This is a genomic window from Flavobacterium sp. Root186 (genome assembly GCF_001428525.1).
GTDB lineage: Bacteria > Bacteroidota > Bacteroidia > Flavobacteriales > Flavobacteriaceae > Flavobacterium.
The window spans coordinates 155166-174737 of record NZ_LMHW01000015.1 but is presented as its reverse complement, the minus strand read 5'-3'; the positions used below and the strand labels follow the sequence as shown (position 1 = coordinate 174737).

At 33.2% G+C, this 19572-nt stretch carries 11 protein-coding genes and 1 riboswitch; of the genes, 2 read left to right on the top strand and 9 right to left on the bottom strand.

Features of this window, described 5'->3' with window-relative positions; translation table 11 throughout:
* Positions 1–21: 21 nt before the first annotated feature.
* From thrA to ASD98_RS19840, 7 genes are all read right to left on the bottom strand, one after another.
* Positions 22–2436: a bifunctional aspartate kinase/homoserine dehydrogenase I gene (gene thrA / locus ASD98_RS19870; protein WP_056207828.1), complete on the bottom strand. Its 2415-nt coding sequence runs from the start codon at positions 2434–2436 to the stop codon at positions 22–24.
* A gap of 1 nt (position 2437) precedes the next feature.
* Positions 2438–3421 (bottom strand): alpha/beta fold hydrolase, encoded by a 984-nt coding sequence (locus ASD98_RS19865; RefSeq protein WP_242412143.1) that lies wholly within the window; start codon positions 3419–3421, stop codon positions 2438–2440.
* Between the two features lie 78 nt (positions 3422–3499).
* Positions 3500–3608: riboswitch (SAM riboswitch) on the bottom strand.
* Between the two features lie 189 nt (positions 3609–3797).
* Positions 3798–3998: a hypothetical protein gene (locus ASD98_RS19860; RefSeq protein ID WP_056207822.1), complete on the bottom strand. Its 201-nt coding sequence runs from the start codon at positions 3996–3998 to the stop codon at positions 3798–3800.
* 543 nt (positions 3999–4541) lie between these two features.
* The gene (locus ASD98_RS19855; protein ID WP_056207818.1) at positions 4542–5630 is read right to left on the bottom strand and encodes an aspartate kinase; all 1089 of its coding nucleotides are present in this window, start codon (positions 5628–5630) and stop codon (positions 4542–4544) included.
* 246 nt (positions 5631–5876) lie between these two features.
* On the bottom strand, positions 5877–7181 hold the full coding sequence (locus tag ASD98_RS19850; protein ID WP_056207816.1) for an O-acetylhomoserine aminocarboxypropyltransferase/cysteine synthase family protein: 1305 nt from the start codon (positions 7179–7181) through the stop codon (positions 5877–5879).
* A gap of 76 nt (positions 7182–7257) precedes the next feature.
* A complete protein-coding gene (locus ASD98_RS19845) occupies positions 7258–7446 on the bottom strand; it encodes a hypothetical protein (RefSeq protein WP_056207812.1) in 189 nt (62 codons plus the stop codon).
* A gap of 514 nt (positions 7447–7960) precedes the next feature.
* Positions 7961–10807, bottom strand: a complete 2847-nt coding sequence (locus ASD98_RS19840) for a TonB-dependent siderophore receptor (RefSeq protein ID WP_056207810.1) — start codon at positions 10805–10807, stop codon at positions 7961–7963.
* A gap of 521 nt (positions 10808–11328) precedes the next feature.
* Between ASD98_RS19840 and metK the strand changes: the two genes are divergently transcribed.
* Positions 11329–12579 (top strand): methionine adenosyltransferase, encoded by a 1251-nt coding sequence (gene metK / locus ASD98_RS19835; RefSeq protein ID WP_053470085.1) that lies wholly within the window; start codon positions 11329–11331, stop codon positions 12577–12579.
* Between the two features lie 128 nt (positions 12580–12707).
* Positions 12708–14471 (top strand): DUF4153 domain-containing protein, encoded by a 1764-nt coding sequence (locus tag ASD98_RS19830; protein WP_056207807.1) that lies wholly within the window; start codon positions 12708–12710, stop codon positions 14469–14471.
* Positions 14472–14532: 61 nt separating this feature from the next.
* On the opposite strand, the gene ASD98_RS19825 is transcribed toward ASD98_RS19830, so the two are convergent.
* On the bottom strand, positions 14533–16782 hold the full coding sequence (locus tag ASD98_RS19825) for a hypothetical protein (RefSeq protein WP_056207804.1): 2250 nt from the start codon (positions 16780–16782) through the stop codon (positions 14533–14535).
* Between the two features lie 87 nt (positions 16783–16869).
* Positions 16870–19557 carry a carboxypeptidase-like regulatory domain-containing protein gene (locus tag ASD98_RS19820; protein ID WP_056207800.1) on the bottom strand — a complete coding sequence of 896 codons (2688 nt, stop codon included), beginning with the start codon at positions 19555–19557 and terminating at the stop codon, positions 16870–16872.
* Positions 19558–19572 lie beyond the last annotated feature (15 nt).

Here is a 19572-nt window from a genome sequence, read left to right as displayed (position 1 = left end):
ATCTGCAATCTAAAATCAATATTATCCTTTATCTGATAATCTCAAAATATCTCCAAAAACTCCTCTTGCCGTTACCGCAGAGCCTGCACCAGCTCCCTGAATAACAATTGGGCGATCTCCGTAAGATTCAGTATAAATTTCGAAGAAAGAATCAGAACCTTTTAAACCGCCTAAAGCAGTATCTGAAGGAACAGAAACTAATTTTACTTCCAGATTTCCTTTGTCATTTTGTAAATCACCAGACAATTCACCAATGTATCTTAATACGTGATTTGGTTTTTGGTCTGCTTTTATTTTCTCGTAAATAGGATCGAATTCTTTTAATTTAGTTAAGAAATCAGCAACGTTTCCTTCGCGTAGATGGTCCGGAATTAGGTTTTGAATTGAGATTTCTTCGAACTCATTTTGCAAATCTAATTCTCTTGCCAAAATCAATAATTTTCTTCCCACATCATTTCCGCATAAATCCTCACGCGGGTCCGGTTCTGTATATCCGTTATCAATTGCTTCTTTCAGAATTTCGCTGAACGGAGCCTCTTTTGCAGAGAAATTATTGAATAAATAACTCAATGTTCCAGAGAAAACCCCTTTTATTTTTGTGATGTTTTCACCAGAAAGATGCAGTAATTTAATCGTATCAATTAACGGTAATCCTGCCCCAACGTTAGTTTCGTATAAATAATTCTTTTGATTCTCTGCTAACGCTTTTCTTAATTCTTTATAAAAACCATACGTCAATGTATTGGCCACTTTGTTTGAAGAAATCAAATCGAAACTGCTTTCTACAAGCGGAACATAATTTTCTACAAATGATGCACTTGCGGTATTATCAATCGCAATTAAGTTTTCTAGGTGATACTCATTTGCATAAGCGATAATGTCTTTAATTGTGTATGGTTCGCCTTTAGTTTCAATGTCGTTTTTCCAGCTTGAAGTTACACCATTTTTATTTAAAAGAAGCTTTTTAGAATTGGCAATTGCAAAAACATTAAGCTTAATATCTTTACGTTTTTCAATTGAAGAAGCCGATTCTAAAATTTGATTAATCAAAGTTCCGCCCACTAATCCGTGACCAAAAATAGCGATATTGATTTTTTTAGAAACTCCAAAAATCTCTCCGTGAATTACGTTTAAAGCTTTGTTTAATTCTTCTTTTTTAACAACCAAGCTCACGTTTTTACCTGTAACGGTATTGTTGAATAATATCGGAACTATTTTATTTTTAATTAAAGCGGTATACGGCTTATGGAACGTACTTAGATCCTGCCCGATAATTGAAATTACCGAAACATTATCGGTTACTGTGATCTGGTTTACATCTTTAGAATAAAAGTCATTTTCAAATTCTTTTTCTAATTCGACCATTGCCAATGTCGCTTTTTCTTTGGCCACAACCAATCCGATTCCTCTTTCTGAAGAACCTTGCGAAATAATGCTTACGCTGATGTTGTGATCGCCCATTACCTTAAAAATACGGGCATCGACTCCAGATTTTCCTAGTAAACCGCGTCCTTCCAAATTTACTAATGAAACGTTTTCTAAAACAGAAAGTGTTTTAATTCCTTCTTTTTGAGAATTTGAAGTGATTAAAGTTCCGTGGTTTTCGTGATTGAATGTGTTTAAAATACGAAGCGGAATATTTTTTTCTAATAATGGAATTATCGTTTTGGCATGCAGAATTGTTGCTCCAAAATTGGCTAATTCGTTTGCTTCATTAAACGATAAATATTCGATTTTTTTAGCATCGGCAACTAAATCAGGGTTTGCGGTGTAGATCCCGTCAACGTGCGTAAAGTTTTGAAGTTCTTCGGCATCTAAATAATTAGCAATTAACGAAGCAGTATAATTACTTCCGTTTCTTCCTAAAGTTGTGGTGTCGTTATTGTTGTTTGAACCAATGAAACCCGTTACAATATTTACTGTTTCACCATTGTGAAGTTTGAAATAATTGATAACGTTTTTCTTTGAAAGTTGTTCCAAAGGCTGAGCATCACCAAATTTAGAATCCGTTTTCAGCAATTCTCTTGTATCAACAAAATTCGCAGGAATTCCTTTTTCAACTAAAATTGAAGTCAATAATTTAGCCGAAAGCAATTCACCTTTAGACAAAATCTGATCTTTAATTTTATTGCTGTAATCACCAATTAAGCTTACTCCTTCGAATAATTTATCTAAAATATTAAATTCCTCAGATAAATCTACTTTCGGATAATCTGAAGTCTGATAAGCTTTAAAGCTTTCCAAAAGCGGTTTGTAGTTTCCGTTTTTAGCAGCAATTCTTAAAATATCTTCTAATTCATCTGTTGCATTTCCGCGTGCAGAAACGACCACGGCAATTTTTTCACCTTGATTTACTTTATCAGTAATGATTGAAACTACTTTGTTAAGTCCTTCTCCGTTTGATAATGATTTACCGCCAAATTTTAATATTTTCATTTTATTTTGCTATTGTTTCTGCCTTAAAAATATCGGCAAGTAAATGATCTAATTGTTTGTACTCGATTAAAAAAGCGTCATGTCCGTGAACCGAATCAATTTCGCTGTAAAAAACATTGTTTTTAAATTTCTTTAATTCATTGTAAGTTTCCAGATTTTCTTTTGGTGTAAAAAACAAATCTGAATTAATGGCTACGATATGAATCGCAGCGTTTGATTTGGATAGTAACGTTTCGAAATCGGCACTATTTCTGGTAATATCTATGGTTTTAAGTAACTGGTTCATCAATTTGTATGATGCTAATTGATATCGCTGCTGCAATTTTTTTCCGTGATGTGCCAGCCAGCTTTCGATATTAAAGATCAAAAGATCCTGATTGATCGTACGCTGAAATTTTTCTTTGAATGATTCCGGCGAACGGTAACACAACATGGCGTGAATTCTGGCATCTTCAATTGGTTTTGAGGAATTGTTTAAAATCTGCTCTTGCAGAAAACAATTCGCAATCATCCAGTCGGTCGATTTCCAGTCAGTTGCAATAGGAATTAAATGTTCTGTGATGTTTGGTTCCAAAGCCAGGATTTCCCAGGCAATTCCACCGCCAACAGAACCGCCAATTATAGCAAATACCTGCTCAATATCTAAAGCCTTTAATCCTTTAATGAAGATTCTGGCAATATCTCTGGTTGTAAAATCCTGATAGTTTTCGATTATAAACGAATCGTTTCCGTTTCCGGGAACATTAAACGCCAAAACAGTATATTGATTGGTATCGATAGTTTTTGTTTCGCCTATTAAATCATTCCACCAGCCGTTTTCACCAGTAACCTGAGCATTTCCGGTTAAGGCGTGATTTACCAAAACAATGGGGGCAGTATAAAGCGGTTTACCAAAAAGTGTAAAACTTAACGGTAACGACGAATACAACGCACCACTTTCGGTGATGAAATCCTGAATTATAATGGGACTTGGTATATTTTCCAATTTCAAATCTATTTATTATTGATTTGTATGTGGAAATATTAGAAAGAAAGTCTAGAGTTGAAACTAGAAAAATTCTTGTTGTTATCTTTCCACGTTTGGGCGTGGTAGAATGCAGCACCTTCTTCGAATTAACGAAGGGTTGCTAAGGATTCATCGGGTCTAATCCCTCCTCCTTTCTTTATAACATTTCAATACATTTTTGAACTTAACGGTGCAAATTAACTACTAATTTCTTAAACTAACAAATTTTAATGAAACTGATTACTCAATTTCTTAAACATAATTCAATCAGAAACTTTTGTACGCACAAAATTACCAAACATTATGCCCAGTAACATCATGCAGGTTTTAACCTATTGTATGAATGCTTTTCAAGTTAGATGAAAAGAGTTTCATTTTCTTTTGAGTACATCAAAAACAATAATGAATTTGGTGCTTTTTTCTCCGCTTTTTTATCTGTTTCAGTTATACCGAAACTTGGGTGGATTAATTCGTTTACAGGCGGCGGATTGTTTCTTTCAGCTTTTGCACTTCTATAACCTGAAAGTTTTTTTCTGAAGTAAGTTATTGCGCTCATATTATTAAGTTTAAGTTAGTTATTTTTTAATCTTTATATTTTCTTTAATTCTTTGTTATGTTTACCAAATGGAATAAAAAAACCCTTTTGGATTTTAATACCAAAAGGGTTTAAGTTTTATAGAACTTATATATACTTTTAGTATCAACAGACGTGTACACAAATACGTGCGACATTAAACATCATGTTCATCTGTAGGGACTTATTCATCTGCGATTTGACTGTTATTTTAAAAAAATGTTGCATTTACTTTTCTTTAAAAGCTTTTTTTTAGATATGATTAGGATCTTAAAAGCTATATTTATTTTAACAATTAATTATCTGTTTTTAACAGATCTTACTTGTCTTACAAATGTGCGAATATTTTTTCAATATTCCAAGTTAGAAAACCCTATTTTTTCTTAAAAAACGTTAAAAAACAGCATTTTATCGTTAAAAAACATCCTACAAAATTACAATTTGAATAAAAAGAGGTATAATCTTACAAAAAATAACTTTGCTTTTAGTTTCAATCTGTCAAAGAACTACTAATATTATAACCACTTATAGCCAGACTGCTTCCTTATTTTTAATCTTTTCAGCTACTTTTAAAATATCTGTTATTAAACCTCTTGAAATAGCCTGTTTGCATGGCGAAGCACTTTGAATTACAATTGGCGTATTGGCGTAAGATTGGGTATAAATCTCAAAAATAGAATCGGAACCTTTTAATTGTCCAATTGCTGATCTGACAGGTTCTGATACTAATTTGACTTCTAATGTATTTTTCTCAACATCAAATTCTCCAATATATCTTAAAACATGATTGTCTTTCTGGGTTATTTTAGCAATTTTAAACGATCGGTCAATGGCTTCTTTATTAAGGATTCCGTTTTTCTCCAAATGTTCTTCTCCAATAAGAGGATTGATTTTAATATCTGAGAGTTCGAATTCTTTACCAATTTCACGAGTTAAAATCAATAGTTTCCTCGCAGTGTCATTTCCTGATAAATCTTCTTTAAAAGTAGATCGCATTAATCCGAGAAGACTCGCATCTTTTAAAATAGAGGAAAACGAATTTTCCTCGGCAGAAAAACGATTAAAAACATAACTCAGATTATCTGAAAATACGCCTCTGATTTTTGTAATTTTTTCTCCTGAGAAATATAAATCTCTTAAAGTCTGCAAAACGGGAAAACCGGTATCGACTGAGGTTTCATACAAAAACTCTTTGTCGTTTTTTTTAAGATTATCTCTTAATTGTTTATAAAGATCAATTGGGAGTGTATTTGCCTTTTTATTGACGGCAACAATATTAAATCCGTTTTCGATCAACGTATTATAATGACCAATAAGTTCATCACTTGCGGTTGCATCGACGGCAATTAAATTTTCGAATTCGTTTTCTTTTGCAAATTCGATAATATCTTGTACCCTAAAAGGAACAGCCAATTCTCTAAAATTGGTTTCCCATGCATATCCCACGCCTTCTTTCTCGAAAAAAGCAACGGTAGAATTAGTTATTATCGGGAAATGAAAATCGACGTTTTTACTTTGAAGAAAGAACTCCTGACTTTCGATAATCTGATTGATTAAGGTGCTTCCTATATTTCCAATCCCAAAAAGGATAATATTTATTTTAAGCTTTGACATAATTTTAATTTTTTAAAACATATCTATATTTAGTAAACCATATAAGTTATATAAGTTCATTTAATTTATCAACGTTTATAATTTTAGACGTTCCAATAATAGACGCACTGCTGTGCGTCTCTACTAAAATGAACTTATATAACTTATATGGTGAAACTTTTATCTTGATTTCTTTTTTCATAAAAAATCACCTCTAGCAGAACTCACGCTGCTAAAGGCAATTTTTCAAACAAAAAACAAAAAAACCTAATTTTTATTAATACTATACTGCGACTGAGTTACGCTTTCAAAAACCGATTGTAAGTCGGCGATTAAATCCTCAACATCTTCGATTCCAACAGAAAGTCGGACTAAATCTTTCGAAACTCCTGTAGCTAATTGCTCTTCTTCAGACAATTGCTGGTGCGTAGTACTTGCCGGGTGAATGATCAGCGATTTTGTATCGCCAATATTGGCCAGCAGCGAAAACAATCTTGTTCCGTCTACTACTTTTTTAGCTGCGTCAAAACCTCCTTTTAGTCCAAAAGTGATCACTCCGCTTTGTCCTTCAGGAAGATATTGTTTTGCTAAATCATAATATTTGCTTGATTTCAAACCCGGATAATTTACCCAAACCACCTCATCTTGTTTCTCTAACCATTCGGCCAGAACCAAAGCATTCTCGCTGTGTTTTTTAATTCGGATTGGTAAGGTTTCTAATCCCTGAATAATCTGAAAAGCATTAAATGGACTTAAAGCTGCTCCAAAATCACGTAATCCTTCGATTCTTGCTTTTGCAATAAACGCAGCATTTCCTAAAGCCTCGTGATATACTAATCCGTGATATCCTGCAGAAGGTTCTGTAAATTCAGGGAATTTTCCATTAGACCAGTCAAAAGTTCCGGCATCGATGATCGCGCCTCCTAATGAAGTTCCGTTTCCGGCAATATATTTTGTTAAGGAGTGAATTACAATATCGGCACCATATTTAATTGGGTTTAATAAATAAGGTGTCGCAACTGTATTATCTACTATAAATGGCACTTTGAATGCTTTGGCTTCCGCCGAAATTCCTTTTAAATCTAATACATCTAATTTTGGATTCCCCAGTGATTCTACAAAGAATGCTCTGGTGTTTTCTTTTGCTGCTTTTGTAAAGTTTTCAGGGTTTGAAGGATCTACAAAAGTGGTTGTAATTCCTAATCGGGGTAATGTTACACTTAATAAGTTATATGTTCCACCGTATAAACTATTTGAGGCTACGATATGATCGCCGGTTCTTAGCAAAGTCAAAAAAGTTGTAGAAATTGCCGATGCTCCAGATGCTGTAACTACAGCTCCAATTCCGCCTTCGAGCGCCGCTAAACGCTGTTCCAGAACATCATTTGTTGGATTATTTAATCTGGTGTAGATAAATCCGGCTTCGGCAAGGCCAAATAAGTTGGCAGCATGATCTGCGTTATTAAATACATATGATGATGTCTGGTAAATTGGCACTGCTCTGGTTCCTGAATTTTTAGTAACATCGTGTCCTGCGTGTAATGCGTTTGTTGCAAATTTTTGTGTACTCATGATTTCTTAGTTTTTTAAATATTGTTAATACGATATATTGATATAGTGAATTGTAAAATGTGAATTGTGAATTGATTTATGCAAAAGGAAATTCTCCTTCTAGTTCAAGATCATACATTTGAAACAATAATGATTTTTGAACTTTTCTATCCTGTTCTGAATTTATTCTTCTAATTTCTCTTGTTATCTCTTCTGATTTGGTATTGTCTTTTTGAGAATCGTTTCTCAATAAATATTCGACTGCTATGGAATTTAATGTTTTCATGATTTAAAATTTTAAAAGTGTGGAAATGAAGAAGCCCTTTCGGATGGCGACCAAAAGGGCTTATAGTTTAACTATAACAAAGATTGTATCTTTTCACTTTTGGCAACAGCAAGGTTGGATGCACATTTGCATCATACTACAACACATCATATTTTTTCTTGCTATTGTTTTCATTTTAATTTAAAATTTAATTCTTTTTTTAAACTCGACTAATTCGATAGAGTAAATGTAATATTTATTTATTTAACTGCCAAATAAAATTTTGATATTTAACATTAAAATTTTTATAGGCTGCGCAAATACAAGCTTTCTTTTAAAAAATTGACCACAGATTTTACGAATTAAACCGATTATTGCAGGTTTTCTATTTTATTTAATGTAAATACTGAACCTATGGGTATTATAAAGAACCATTTACATCGGTTGAAAAATTTAGCCACAGATTAAAAAGATTACATTGATTTTAAAAATCAGTGCTAATTCGTTTAATCCTTAAAATCTGTGGACTTTTTTTTTAGAATTTAAAGCTTAAACGTGCAAATCCAAATCTTCCGTTTAATCCAAATTGCGATACGGCTCTTGAATAAGCAAACTGATTTGCATTTGTCAAGTCTGTACTTGGTGCCGGAGATAAAGTTGGAGTTGTGTTTGTGAAAGCTGGAGTTGACGGGTTATTTCTGTCCGGATAAACATCTCCTATATTATTAAAACCAACAGTTGCTCTAAAATGTTCGTTGATTTGATATCCGAAAGATAAATCGGTAACTAATTTTGCACTGTATTCCGGATGTTCATATACAGAAGCATATCCATCTAAATTAACATCAGTTGCTCCCGGATCTGTTACTTTTCCAAAATAGCTGTTTCTTAAATAAATATCCAGTTTCTTAATACTGAAAGTAGTTGTTAAGTTTGCTTTCAATTTCGGAATTGCTTCTTCTAAATAAACCCGGCTTGACTCTGGGAAAAATGAATATATGTAAGGATCTCCTCCTGCATTAACAATAGATTGCGGAATATGCAAATCTCCTACTCTTTTTGTTTCATTATAACTTAAAGCAAAATCATTTCTGATCACAAAATCGGGAATTACATCATATTTTTGAGAAATTACTACGTCAACACCTTTCGTTTCAGAGTCGATTCCGTTTGTCCAGAACGAAGCTCTTTCTACACCTTTTGTATCAAAAGCTTGTTGAAACAATGTCAAAGCCTCTACTTGCGCCGGAGATGTTGCTGCTGCAATCTGTGCATCTGTTGGTCTAGAATATTGACCAGTTAAAACAATTCTGTCGTTAATTCTTGTAAAATAAGCATCGGTTGCGATTGTGATATTGGCTTCCGGAATTTTAAATGTAAACCCTGTGCTGATACTTTTTGATTTCTCTGGTTTTAAGTTTTCTACACCAATACTTTTTGCTGCCTGAGAATCATTTGTAAAATAACCAACCTGATATGGAGATCCATTAATGAACTGAGTTGAACTTGCTTCAAAGTATTTTTGCTGTAAGGATGGCGCTCTAAAACCTGTTTGCCCAGAAATTCTCCAGTTGATATTATCGTTTAGTTTTAAAAGAGAGGCTAATTTAAAAGTAACCGTACTTCCAAAATCTGAATAGTTTTCATAACGTGCTGCTCCGTTTAACAGCCAGTTTTCGGTTGCATTTAGCTCTAAATCAATATAAGCTGCACCGCTTCGTCTGTCTCTTTCTTTAGCATCTGAAGGCTGAAATCCTGAAAATCCCTGCGCTCCTGCACCACGTTTGTTTCCGAAGAAATCAGTCACAATTAAAGGTGAAGTAGTTGGCAAAACTCCAGAAACTAAAGCTCCGTTTACATCATATAATCCGTATGAAGCTTCTTCTCCTTGTTTGATTTGATAATTTTCATATCTGAATTCTCCACCAAAAGCAACATTTAAACCAGCAAGAAAATCAAATTTTCTGCTAAAATCTAAATTGGTCGTACTTTGTAAAAATGAAACTTTACCGGCATCAAAACTAGAAGGAGAATTTACACCCAAAGTTGCATTGATCGTATTGTTTACATCATATTTAAAAGAGTTTGTTCCGAGGTTAGAACTTAAATCAGTATCAAAACCAAATAATTCTGTATTCACTCCAAGTGCTGCAGAAACATCTAAAATTCCAGATTCGATTTCTGGCAAAAATCCGTTTTCATACACTTGCGTAAAAGTTCCTGAACCGTTTGGAAGCCTGTTAAAAGCGTATGATTTACCGTCCCTGTAAGATACTCCACCAAAAGAATACAATGAAGTTGTTTCTGTTAAAGGGTATTTTGCATTATAATACGCCTGCCCAGAAGCCAGTTCTGACTGACCAACACTCATATTATAGTCTGCTCTTTCCTGTCCTCTGTAGGCTAACTCATTATTAGTAACATCAAAATTAAGTGCTGTTTGTAATTGCGTTATTGTTGTTGCAGATGAAATTGCTGTTTGCTGTGCCGGCGTAAAATAACTTACCTGCGGTGCATATTGCTGTATCGAACTTATAATTTGTGTCGAATTTGGGGTGGTATTGATATTACTGAAAAGAGAATTGATCTGAACTCCGTTTTGAGCCGCTCTGTTTTCTACAGCATTGTAGGCATTAAAAATTCCGTTATTTCTAATTCCTGCACGGCTTGTTGCTTGTCTTGTTACGGCAGTTCCGGTAATATTTAAGAAACTTCCCGGTTTACCTAATGATGTTCCGTAGTTTAAATCGACCTGTACAGTTTGTCCATCGGCTCCACCTTTAAAATTGTTAGAGCCGGATGATAAATTAGTTCCGTATTGAATGCCTCCAGAAAGATATTTTGCATTCTTTTTAAGTACAATATTAATTACTCCGGCAATGGCATCAGAACCGTATTGTGCGGCTGCTCCGTCTCTTAAAACTTCGATTCTTTCAATGGCAAAAGACGGAATCGCATTTAAATCGGTTCCTACAGATCCTCGTCCCGGTGATCCGTTTATGTTTACTAATGCACTGGTGTGCCTGCGTTTTCCGTTTACTAAAATTAAAACCTGATCTGGACCTAATCCTCTTAATTGTGCCGGATCAACGTGGTCTGTTGCATCGGCAGTTGATGTTGCGTTACTGGTAAACGATGGCGCAACATAATTTAAAATCTGCGTTACGCTGGTTTGCGGCGCTCCTTTTGTTATTTCAGAAATATTAAAAACATCAACCGGAACCGGTACATCTGTTTTTACTCTATTTTTATTTCGAGTTCCAATTACAGTAACTTCTGATAGTTCATTATTCTTTAAAGTATCCTGCTCGGTTTTATTATCCTGAGCATAAAGGCCTGAAAATGTTACAAGACCCAAGATGATTAGTATATTTTTCTTCATTTCTTTTTACTGATTAATTTGTTTTTGGCTTAAAGTTTATTTTCGGTTTTAAACAAAAAAAACCTCTGCGGCTGGCAGAGGTTCTATATATGTTGTTGAAAATAAACTACAATAGAGTCTCTGCGGATAATTCCGGCATCTTACAAGACATCATATTGCAAATAGTAAATTTCATTTTGTTCTGTTATTTTAACAAGGCAAATGTGCGAACTATTTTTTAACTGACCAAACAAAAACAAAAATATTTTCTATTACCCTATCAAATTAGTATATTACTTTTAAATTTCTACTATAAAAAATAAAAAAAGTTGAACTTTAATTTGCAAATCAAAATGGTTTTATACCTTTGCACGCGAATACAGAGGAAAAATTTGAACTGATTGCAACCTCTTCATAATGAAATGATTCGTTATGGATACTGAAACCAAGATTTCGGTAGTAAAAAATGCTAAAGCAGGAATTCTCCTTTAGCACTTTCAGCAATTACTTTTCCTCGCTTAATGTTAATTTAATAAATTATTATGGCTTATTTATTTACGTCAGAATCTGTTAGTGAAGGGCATCCAGACAAAGTTGCAGATCAAATTTCGGATGCTTTAATTGATAACTTTCTGGCATTTGATGCTGACTCAAAAGTAGCTTGTGAAACATTAGTTACTACAGGTCAGGTTATTTTAGCAGGTGAAGTAAAATCGAATACTTATCTTGATGTACAACAAATTGCACGTGAGGTAATCCGTAAAATTGGATATACTAAAAGTGAATATATGTTTGAAGCGAATTCTTGTGGAATCCTTTCAGCAATTCACGAGCAGTCTGCAGACATTAACCAAGGTGTTGACAGAGCTAAGCCAGAAGAGCAAGGTGCAGGAGATCAGGGAATGATGTTTGGTTACGCTACAAACGAAACTGAAAACTATATGCCTTTGGCTCTTGATTTATCTCATAAATTATTACAAGAGTTGGCTATTTTAAGACGTGAAAACAAAGAAATCACGTATTTACGTCCAGATGCTAAATCTCAGGTAACTTTAGAATACAGCGACGATAACAAACCAACTCGTATTGATGCAATCGTTATCTCAACTCAGCATGATGATTTTGATGAAGAAGCTGCAATGTTGGCTAAAATCAAAAAAGATATTATCGAAATTTTGATTCCAAGAATTATCGCTAAAAACCCAACGCACGCTCATTTATTCAACGATAAAATCAACTACCATATCAACCCAACAGGAAAATTCGTTATTGGAGGACCTCACGGAGATACTGGTTTAACTGGAAGAAAAATTATTGTTGATACTTACGGTGGAAAAGGCGCTCACGGTGGTGGTGCATTCTCTGGAAAAGATCCAAGTAAAGTTGACAGAAGTGCTGCTTATGCTACACGTCATATCGCTAAAAACTTAGTTGCTGCGGGTGTTGCTGACGAAATCTTAGTTCAGGTTTCTTACGCTATTGGAGTTGCTCAGCCAATGGGTATTTTCATTGAAACTTACGGAACTTCTAAAGTAAACTTAACTAACGGTGAAATTGCTAAAAAAGTAGAAGCTATCTTCGATATGCGTCCTTACTTTATCGAACAGCGTTTGAAATTAAGAAACCCTATTTATAGTGAAACTGCTGCTTACGGACACATGGGACGTAAACCAGAAACTGTGACTAAAACTTTTTCTGCTCCTGGAGGAAACGAAAAAACGGTAACTGTTGAATTGTTTACATGGGAGAAACTTGATTTTGTTGATCAGGTAAAAACTGCTTTTGGACTATAATTCATACGATTAATATTTTTTAATCTTACTTATATATTACCCCCGAATTCTATTCCTTTAGAGTTCGGGGTTTTTATTTGGTTATGTGATGGCATTTGCTTTTCTTAGTACAAAATAACTGACCAAAAATGAGTAAACTTCCTTCGTTACAAAACGTTTTAAATGCCACGCTAAAAACTGTTTTGAGATTTCCTTTAGAAACTATAACCGCTATTTTAGGTACTGTTTTCGCTATTTTGTTTATTAGGCAAGATCGTGTATATGATGACAAATTCTATATAAAAGCCATTATGAGCTGCTCATTGTGCCTTGTATGGTTTGTTTCTGCAAGTTTGTTTTTTGCTGCAAAACATAAAAATGGTATAATACGGTTTGTGGTTAGTTTATTGTTTAGTGTACCATTAGTCGCTTTTGTATTTAATTTTGCAGAAAGAATCTCAGATGTTGAAGCACAGCAATTTTTTGTATTCAGCCTTGCTTTGCATTTACTGGTTTCTTTTTCAGGTTTTTTACCAAGAGCTTATAATCAGGAAGAGTTTTGGGAGTTTAACAAACAGCTTTTTTTACGCATACTAACTTCCGGTTTGTACAGTATTGTTCTTTATACGGGTTTAGCTTTAGCAATTTTAGCTGTAGATAAATTATTTAAAGTTAAATTGGATGATAAAATCTATGGATATTTATTTTTTACTATTGCCGGAATTTTTAATACTATTTTCTTTTTAAGCGGCGTTCCTGAAACCAATAGTAAAGAATATCCGCTTCGTTTAAGCTATCCTAAAGGACTTAAAAATTTCACTCAGTTTGTGTTATTACCTTTAATAAGTATTTATTTAGTGATTCTGATTTGTTATGAAACCAAAATCCTTATCACGCTTTCGCTGCCTGTTGGCTGGGTTTCTTATCTGGTTTTAGCATTTGCTATTGTTGGAATCCTTTCTTTTTTGCTGGTTCATCCTATTGCGAATGAAAATGGCAATTTATGGATGCGGACTTTTAATCGCTGGTTTTATTTCTTATTAATTCCGTTGTTGGTATTATTGTTTTGGGCGATTTTATATCGAATCAATCTTTACGGTTTTACGCACGAACGTTATTATGTTTTACTGTTGTCAATTTGGCTGGCGGTTGTTGTGGCTTATTTTCTAATTTCAAAACATCCAAAAATAAAATTCATTCCTATAAGTATGTGCCTTGCCGGATTGTTTTCTATTGTGGGGCCGCAAAGTGCCAGTTCTATTTCAAAATACAGTCAGTTATCCCGATTTGAAAGTTACCTGCAAAAAACTGAAAACAAAAAATTGACTTTTGAACAAGAACAGGAATTAAGCAGTATCGTTGATTTTTTAGATCGAAATTATACACTTGAAGATATGCTTCCGTATGCAGATAAGAAATTAGATGCGTTATATAAAAAAGACAAGGATCCCGGATCGTATAAGATTATAGAAACCTTAGGTTATGAGTACCGATCCAGATATGACCGAAAAGAGGATATCAATAACGACATCTATTATTCTTATTATGAAAGTGTAGGAACTGTTATAAATATTCATGGATATGATTTTTACTATGCAATTGAAAATAACAGAGATTTTGAATGTCTAGAATGCATAAAAATTGATAATAAAAGTTATTCGCTAAAATCTAACCATAAAGATTATGGAATAGAATTGAAAATCAATGAAGATGTAGTTCCGCTAAAAATCATTGATTTTATAAATAAAAACTCCGGTTTTAAAGCAGGTCCAAATAATGAAAAAATCACTCAGCTTGTTGAAACTCTTAAATACAAAGTTTTAATTACCTATTTAAGCGTAGGCGGCAGCATTGAAAAACATAAAAAGAAAATTGACGATTATCGTGTACAAATAATGATTGCGATTAAGTAAAAAAGAAAACCCGACAAGATTTTAAATTTTGTCGGGTTTTCTTTTTTATAAATTTTGAACTTTAATACGTTCCGTTTTGCATTTTTGAAAGTGTTTCTTTTATATCACTTGCGGTTACTTCTTCAACTTCAGGAGTTAAATATTTAACAGCCAAAGCCTGAGTGGCAATAGCTTTCTCTTTTTGTCCGTCTTTATAATATAACTGCGCCAAAGTGTCTAAATAATACGGATTGTTTTTTGTTACAACCAAACTGTATTCTGACCAAACAATTGCACTTTTTATAAAAGAAGCATTCTGCGGTTTTAAAACGACATTCCATGCCGTAGAATTACAAAGATTTGAATGATAATCTTTAAATGAATTCCATCCATCATAAGAATAACTGGAAGTTGGATCTAATGAAGAATATATAGCATCTAATTTTTCAATTGGACTTCCTTTTTCTGAAGCTAAGTTGGAGTCAAAATAGCTGCTGAAATCTTTTAGGAAATTCGTATTTGATCCGTCTTTATCTTCGATTTGGCTTAAATAATCAAAATAGTTTCGGTACGATTCAAAGTTTCCTTTTCCTAAAGCAATGATCTTCTTATAAATCGAAATATTCTTTTCTTTATTTACTTCTCCTGAAGTACCTTCCTGAGAAATATAAGTATTTTGCTGCAATGCAGAAGAAATCTCAGAAACTACATTTCCTAAAGTATGTATTTCTCCTTCTTTACTATTAAATGCCGCACGACTTTCTTCAATAGCGTCAGAATGCTTTAAAAGATAATCTATAGCCAGATAATCTGTATCATTTAAGATTCTGTCTTCATTAAAAAGCTGTTTTGTAAAACCTTGGTTTTTGATTTCTTTTACAATGGTTTCAACCAAATACAAGTTTGGTTTGGTGTCTTTTTGATGTGCTTCAATTAGTTTTTTCCAGGTTTGAGCAATCTCTTTTTTATCTACAGTTGTTTTTGTTATTGTAAATTCCGTTGGATTATCTTCTGTTACAACATAATCTGAATCATAATCATAAGAAGATTCTAAAACAGAAGCCCTATTAAAAGCTCTTATCAAATCTGCATCGGCTGCTTTTTTGTTTTTAAAGATTTTATCAATCGTTACAAAAGCATCTGCACGCAAAAGTTTTCTGTAAAGATCTCCATAATAATTAAAGTGATATGATTTGTCTGCCAAATCAGATTTTGCAACCGCTAATACATCTCCATTTCCGTTTAAAACAACTACACTCGGATCATTTGTAATTTTATTGTTTTTCAGCCATTTTTTATCATCGGCTCCAGCCAGATAATAATTATAAACATCATATTGCGGATTATATGCTTCGTACATATTATATCCTATTTGCGTTTCCTGATCTTTTACAAAAGCGTCAAAACTTTCTTTTACTGACTTATTTTTGCTATTGGCTAAAACAACCAAATACTTATTTGTACTTGCTGCTTTAGTAGATTCAATTGCTTTTTTAAGATTGTTTTCTATTTTTAATTTAAAATCAAATTTTACGACATTAGGATCAACCGTATAATCAACCGCAGCCACCGCCGTATCAACTGCAACTCCGGTTCCAAAATCTTCGTTTAAATAATCTACTTTACCCGGATAAGTCCATTGTGAAATGGTTTGATTTTCAAGAGGTGTGACTTTTGATTTTTTTACAGGCTGCGGCTCTTTTTCATTTAGAAATACCAACGGATTTTTTCCTCCTTTTTCAGAGATTTTTAACTCGTTTGTTTTCTTGTCATAAAATCCGGCAAGTTTTAAATCACCTAAAACTTCCAGTTCGTAATTAATCGTTATTTCGGCAGCATCTTTTGGTAAAGCATATTTTACCACATTGCTATTCCCGTCATATTCTTCATAAACTAAGTATAAATAATCTGCTTTGTCGATTTCAAATTCTAAATCTGTTTTTGTCCATTCAGGGTCCAGTTTAGTTTTTATATCCGAAAGTCTTTGATATTGAATTTCCTCTGTACCGCTTTGAGTTCCTATATAAAAAGAATAATACGAAGGATCTAGAAATTTAATCTTGATGTTTTTTGCTTTTTTATCATTAACAAATGACAGATCAAATCTGTTTTCTGCATTTGGATTTTTAGTAAAAACTAATGAGTCGCCTTTAATTTCGTAACCTCCCGTATAAAAAACCAATTCATATTTATTATCGTCTAATAAATTCAGTTTGATTTTCTGACCTTTGTTGGTAGATAAGTAAGTACCTTTTTCGATGCTTTTCGTTTGAGAAAAAGACATAAAAATTCCCGAAGTAAATAGTAATAAACTCCAAATAGAATTGCGCATAATATAAAAATTTGGCTGTTAATATTCATGTAAAGATATTCTATTCTTACTAAAATAAACTCCTAAATTTTAAATTAAGTCAATCTATCATAAATTATATTTCATTGAAAAGATGATGTAGCGAGGTTGAACCGTGTATTGAGAAACTCGTGTTGAAAACTGAGAGAAGCTGTCGTCGTTAAGGTATCTCGTATTTAATAAGTTTGTTGCAGAGATTTTATATTCCCATTTGCTGTCTTTCTTTTGATAAATTAAACTTGCGCTTAAAAAATCATATTCGTTGTCGACCGTTTTATCTCCGTTATAATAATGGTAGAATTCATATTCTGAAACAAAAGAAAAACTATCCAAAAAGTAATAATCCAATCTTGCAAAAGGTTTGTCAGTATAAAATGTAGAACCACTGTATTTGTTAACCAAAAGATTATAACCAAACTCGATATTCGGCAGGTTTTTGTAATTTGTAGAAGCTTTAACGGTGTAACTCTGCACGAAACTTTCAGTCGTTCTCAATTCCTCATTCTGAATGTTATTGAACTTTGACCAGTTCAAACTTGCATTTACCGAAGCTTTGTAATTCTTTAAAAATGATCGACCATACGCTCCCATTCCAGAAAAAGTTTCATCGGCTAAATTGGAATTATAAGGTTCTGAAGACTGGTTAATTCCATCAAACTTAGCTTCTGTCTTAATAGCATCGACTTTTCTTGTATAAGTTGCGTTGGCAAAAATGTTCTCAAAATTGAACATATTGTATTTAAAATAGCGAAGGGAATGTACTTGCGAGGTTGCATTTTCTAAAGTACGCTTTCCACGAAATAAACTGCTGTAATCTGACAAAACGTAACCCGCCGCCAATTGATTAATGTCGGTAAAATCATTTGTCAAAGAGAAATTATAAGTCAGCGTTTCTGATTTTTTGATTTGGTATAAAGCAAAAAAGTCTGGCAGTATTTTAGTGAAACTTTGAGAATAATCCGTTCCCTCCTGTCCGTTTGTCATTTGGTATGAATGCAGACTTACACCAGGCGTCAACGTAAATTTCCCAGTCAAAATTTTATAGTGGAATCCCACAAAGGCATCGTTAAATCGGTAATCGACATCATTATTATTTTCAGGATTATTCAAATCATTTCTATCTCCATTATCTAACATCTGAAAAATATGAGAATTAAAATTTTGATACGAATAGGTATTTCCCAATGTAACATTGAAATTACTTTTTGGCGTTACCATATAATAGTAATCCAGTTTTGCATCAAGTTTATTGGTTTTTACAAAACGATCTTGATTTAAATCATTGCGATTCTGTCCTGAAACATATCCCGAAAAATCAAACGGCTGGGATTGTAAATTAGCATTATAAAATGGGTTTTCGTCCTGATATAAATGCTGCATTTCAAAAGCAAAAACATTCTTTTCGCTTTGTGTATAATACAAACTCAGGTTTTGATTTACCGATGTTGGATCTTGTTTTTTGCCCGTTAAAATACTTTCAACTGCCGAAATATTATTTACAACAGATTCTCGAAGCAAATCTGTGTCTTCGTCCTGTTTTGATATTTTGGTTAAAACATCATAATCAAACTGAAGTTTAGTGTTTGGCTTATAAGTTGAACTCAATTTAAACAATCCCAAATTGTTTTTTTGATGCGTTAATTCGTCTCTTTTCTGCTGATCTCCAGAATCTAAAATCGTAGTTTGCGATTTGGTTTCTAAATCTGTTTTTGAAGAAGAAAGAATTCCGAAACCACTTATATTCCATGCTTTTGTTGGTGAATACGAGAAGTTTGTTGCTCCAAATTTGGTTTCAATTTCTTTGGCACGATTGTTTCTTAAAATCGAAATTCCTAAATCATTGGAGGAGACATTAAAAGAACTTCCGCCTTTTTTCATCATATTTTTAAAACCGCCCGTAAACTTAAAATAATCCTGCGCCGTAAGAGGCAGTTCTCCAATATTATTAAAATTGGTAATTAAATTGATGCTGTATTTCGGACTGTAATAAAACAATTTTGGGTTTATAATGTAACGGCTGTCGAGTTCTGCAACGCCAATTCCGGCTGTAACATCTCCAAACCAAAAGTTTTTTTTACCTTCTTTCAGTTTAATATTCATCGCCACATTTTCCTGATCGTTTTCAAGACCTTTCAAAGCACTTACTTCGTTGTAATTTCTTAAAACCTGAACTTTATCAATCGCATCTGCAGGAATATTTTTAACGCCCAGTTTGGTATCTCCGTCAAAAAAATCTTTTCCTTCAACCATTAATTTACTTACTTTTTTTCCTTCAACTTCAATTTCACCATCGGCATTTACCTCAACACCGGGAAGTTTTTTCAGGACATCTTCAAGCTTTTTCTCAGTTCCTGATTTAAAAGAATCTGCATTGTAAACAATAGTATCACCTTTAATAGATACCGGCATTTCACGAACAATTTCAACACCTTCAAGTTCTATTCCGGTTCCGTCCATAACAATGTTTTGAACGATATTCTCCGTTTTGGTCGAAATGGCAATTTCTTTCGATTTCATTCCCAGATAACTTACTTTAACTGTATAAGAAGCATTCGGTTTTAAAGTCAGTTGAAATTTTCCTTTATCATTCGTAATACCGTACGAATCCATTGTTTTTGTTGCATTATTGACTGCCATAATATTGGCCATCTCCAACGGATTTTTTTGTTCATCCTGAATAAATCCATCGAAACGAACACTTTGTGAAAAGCATATAGAAGTAAAAAGTAAGGCAAATAAAAAAAGTGTCTTATTCATTATCAGAATATTGGA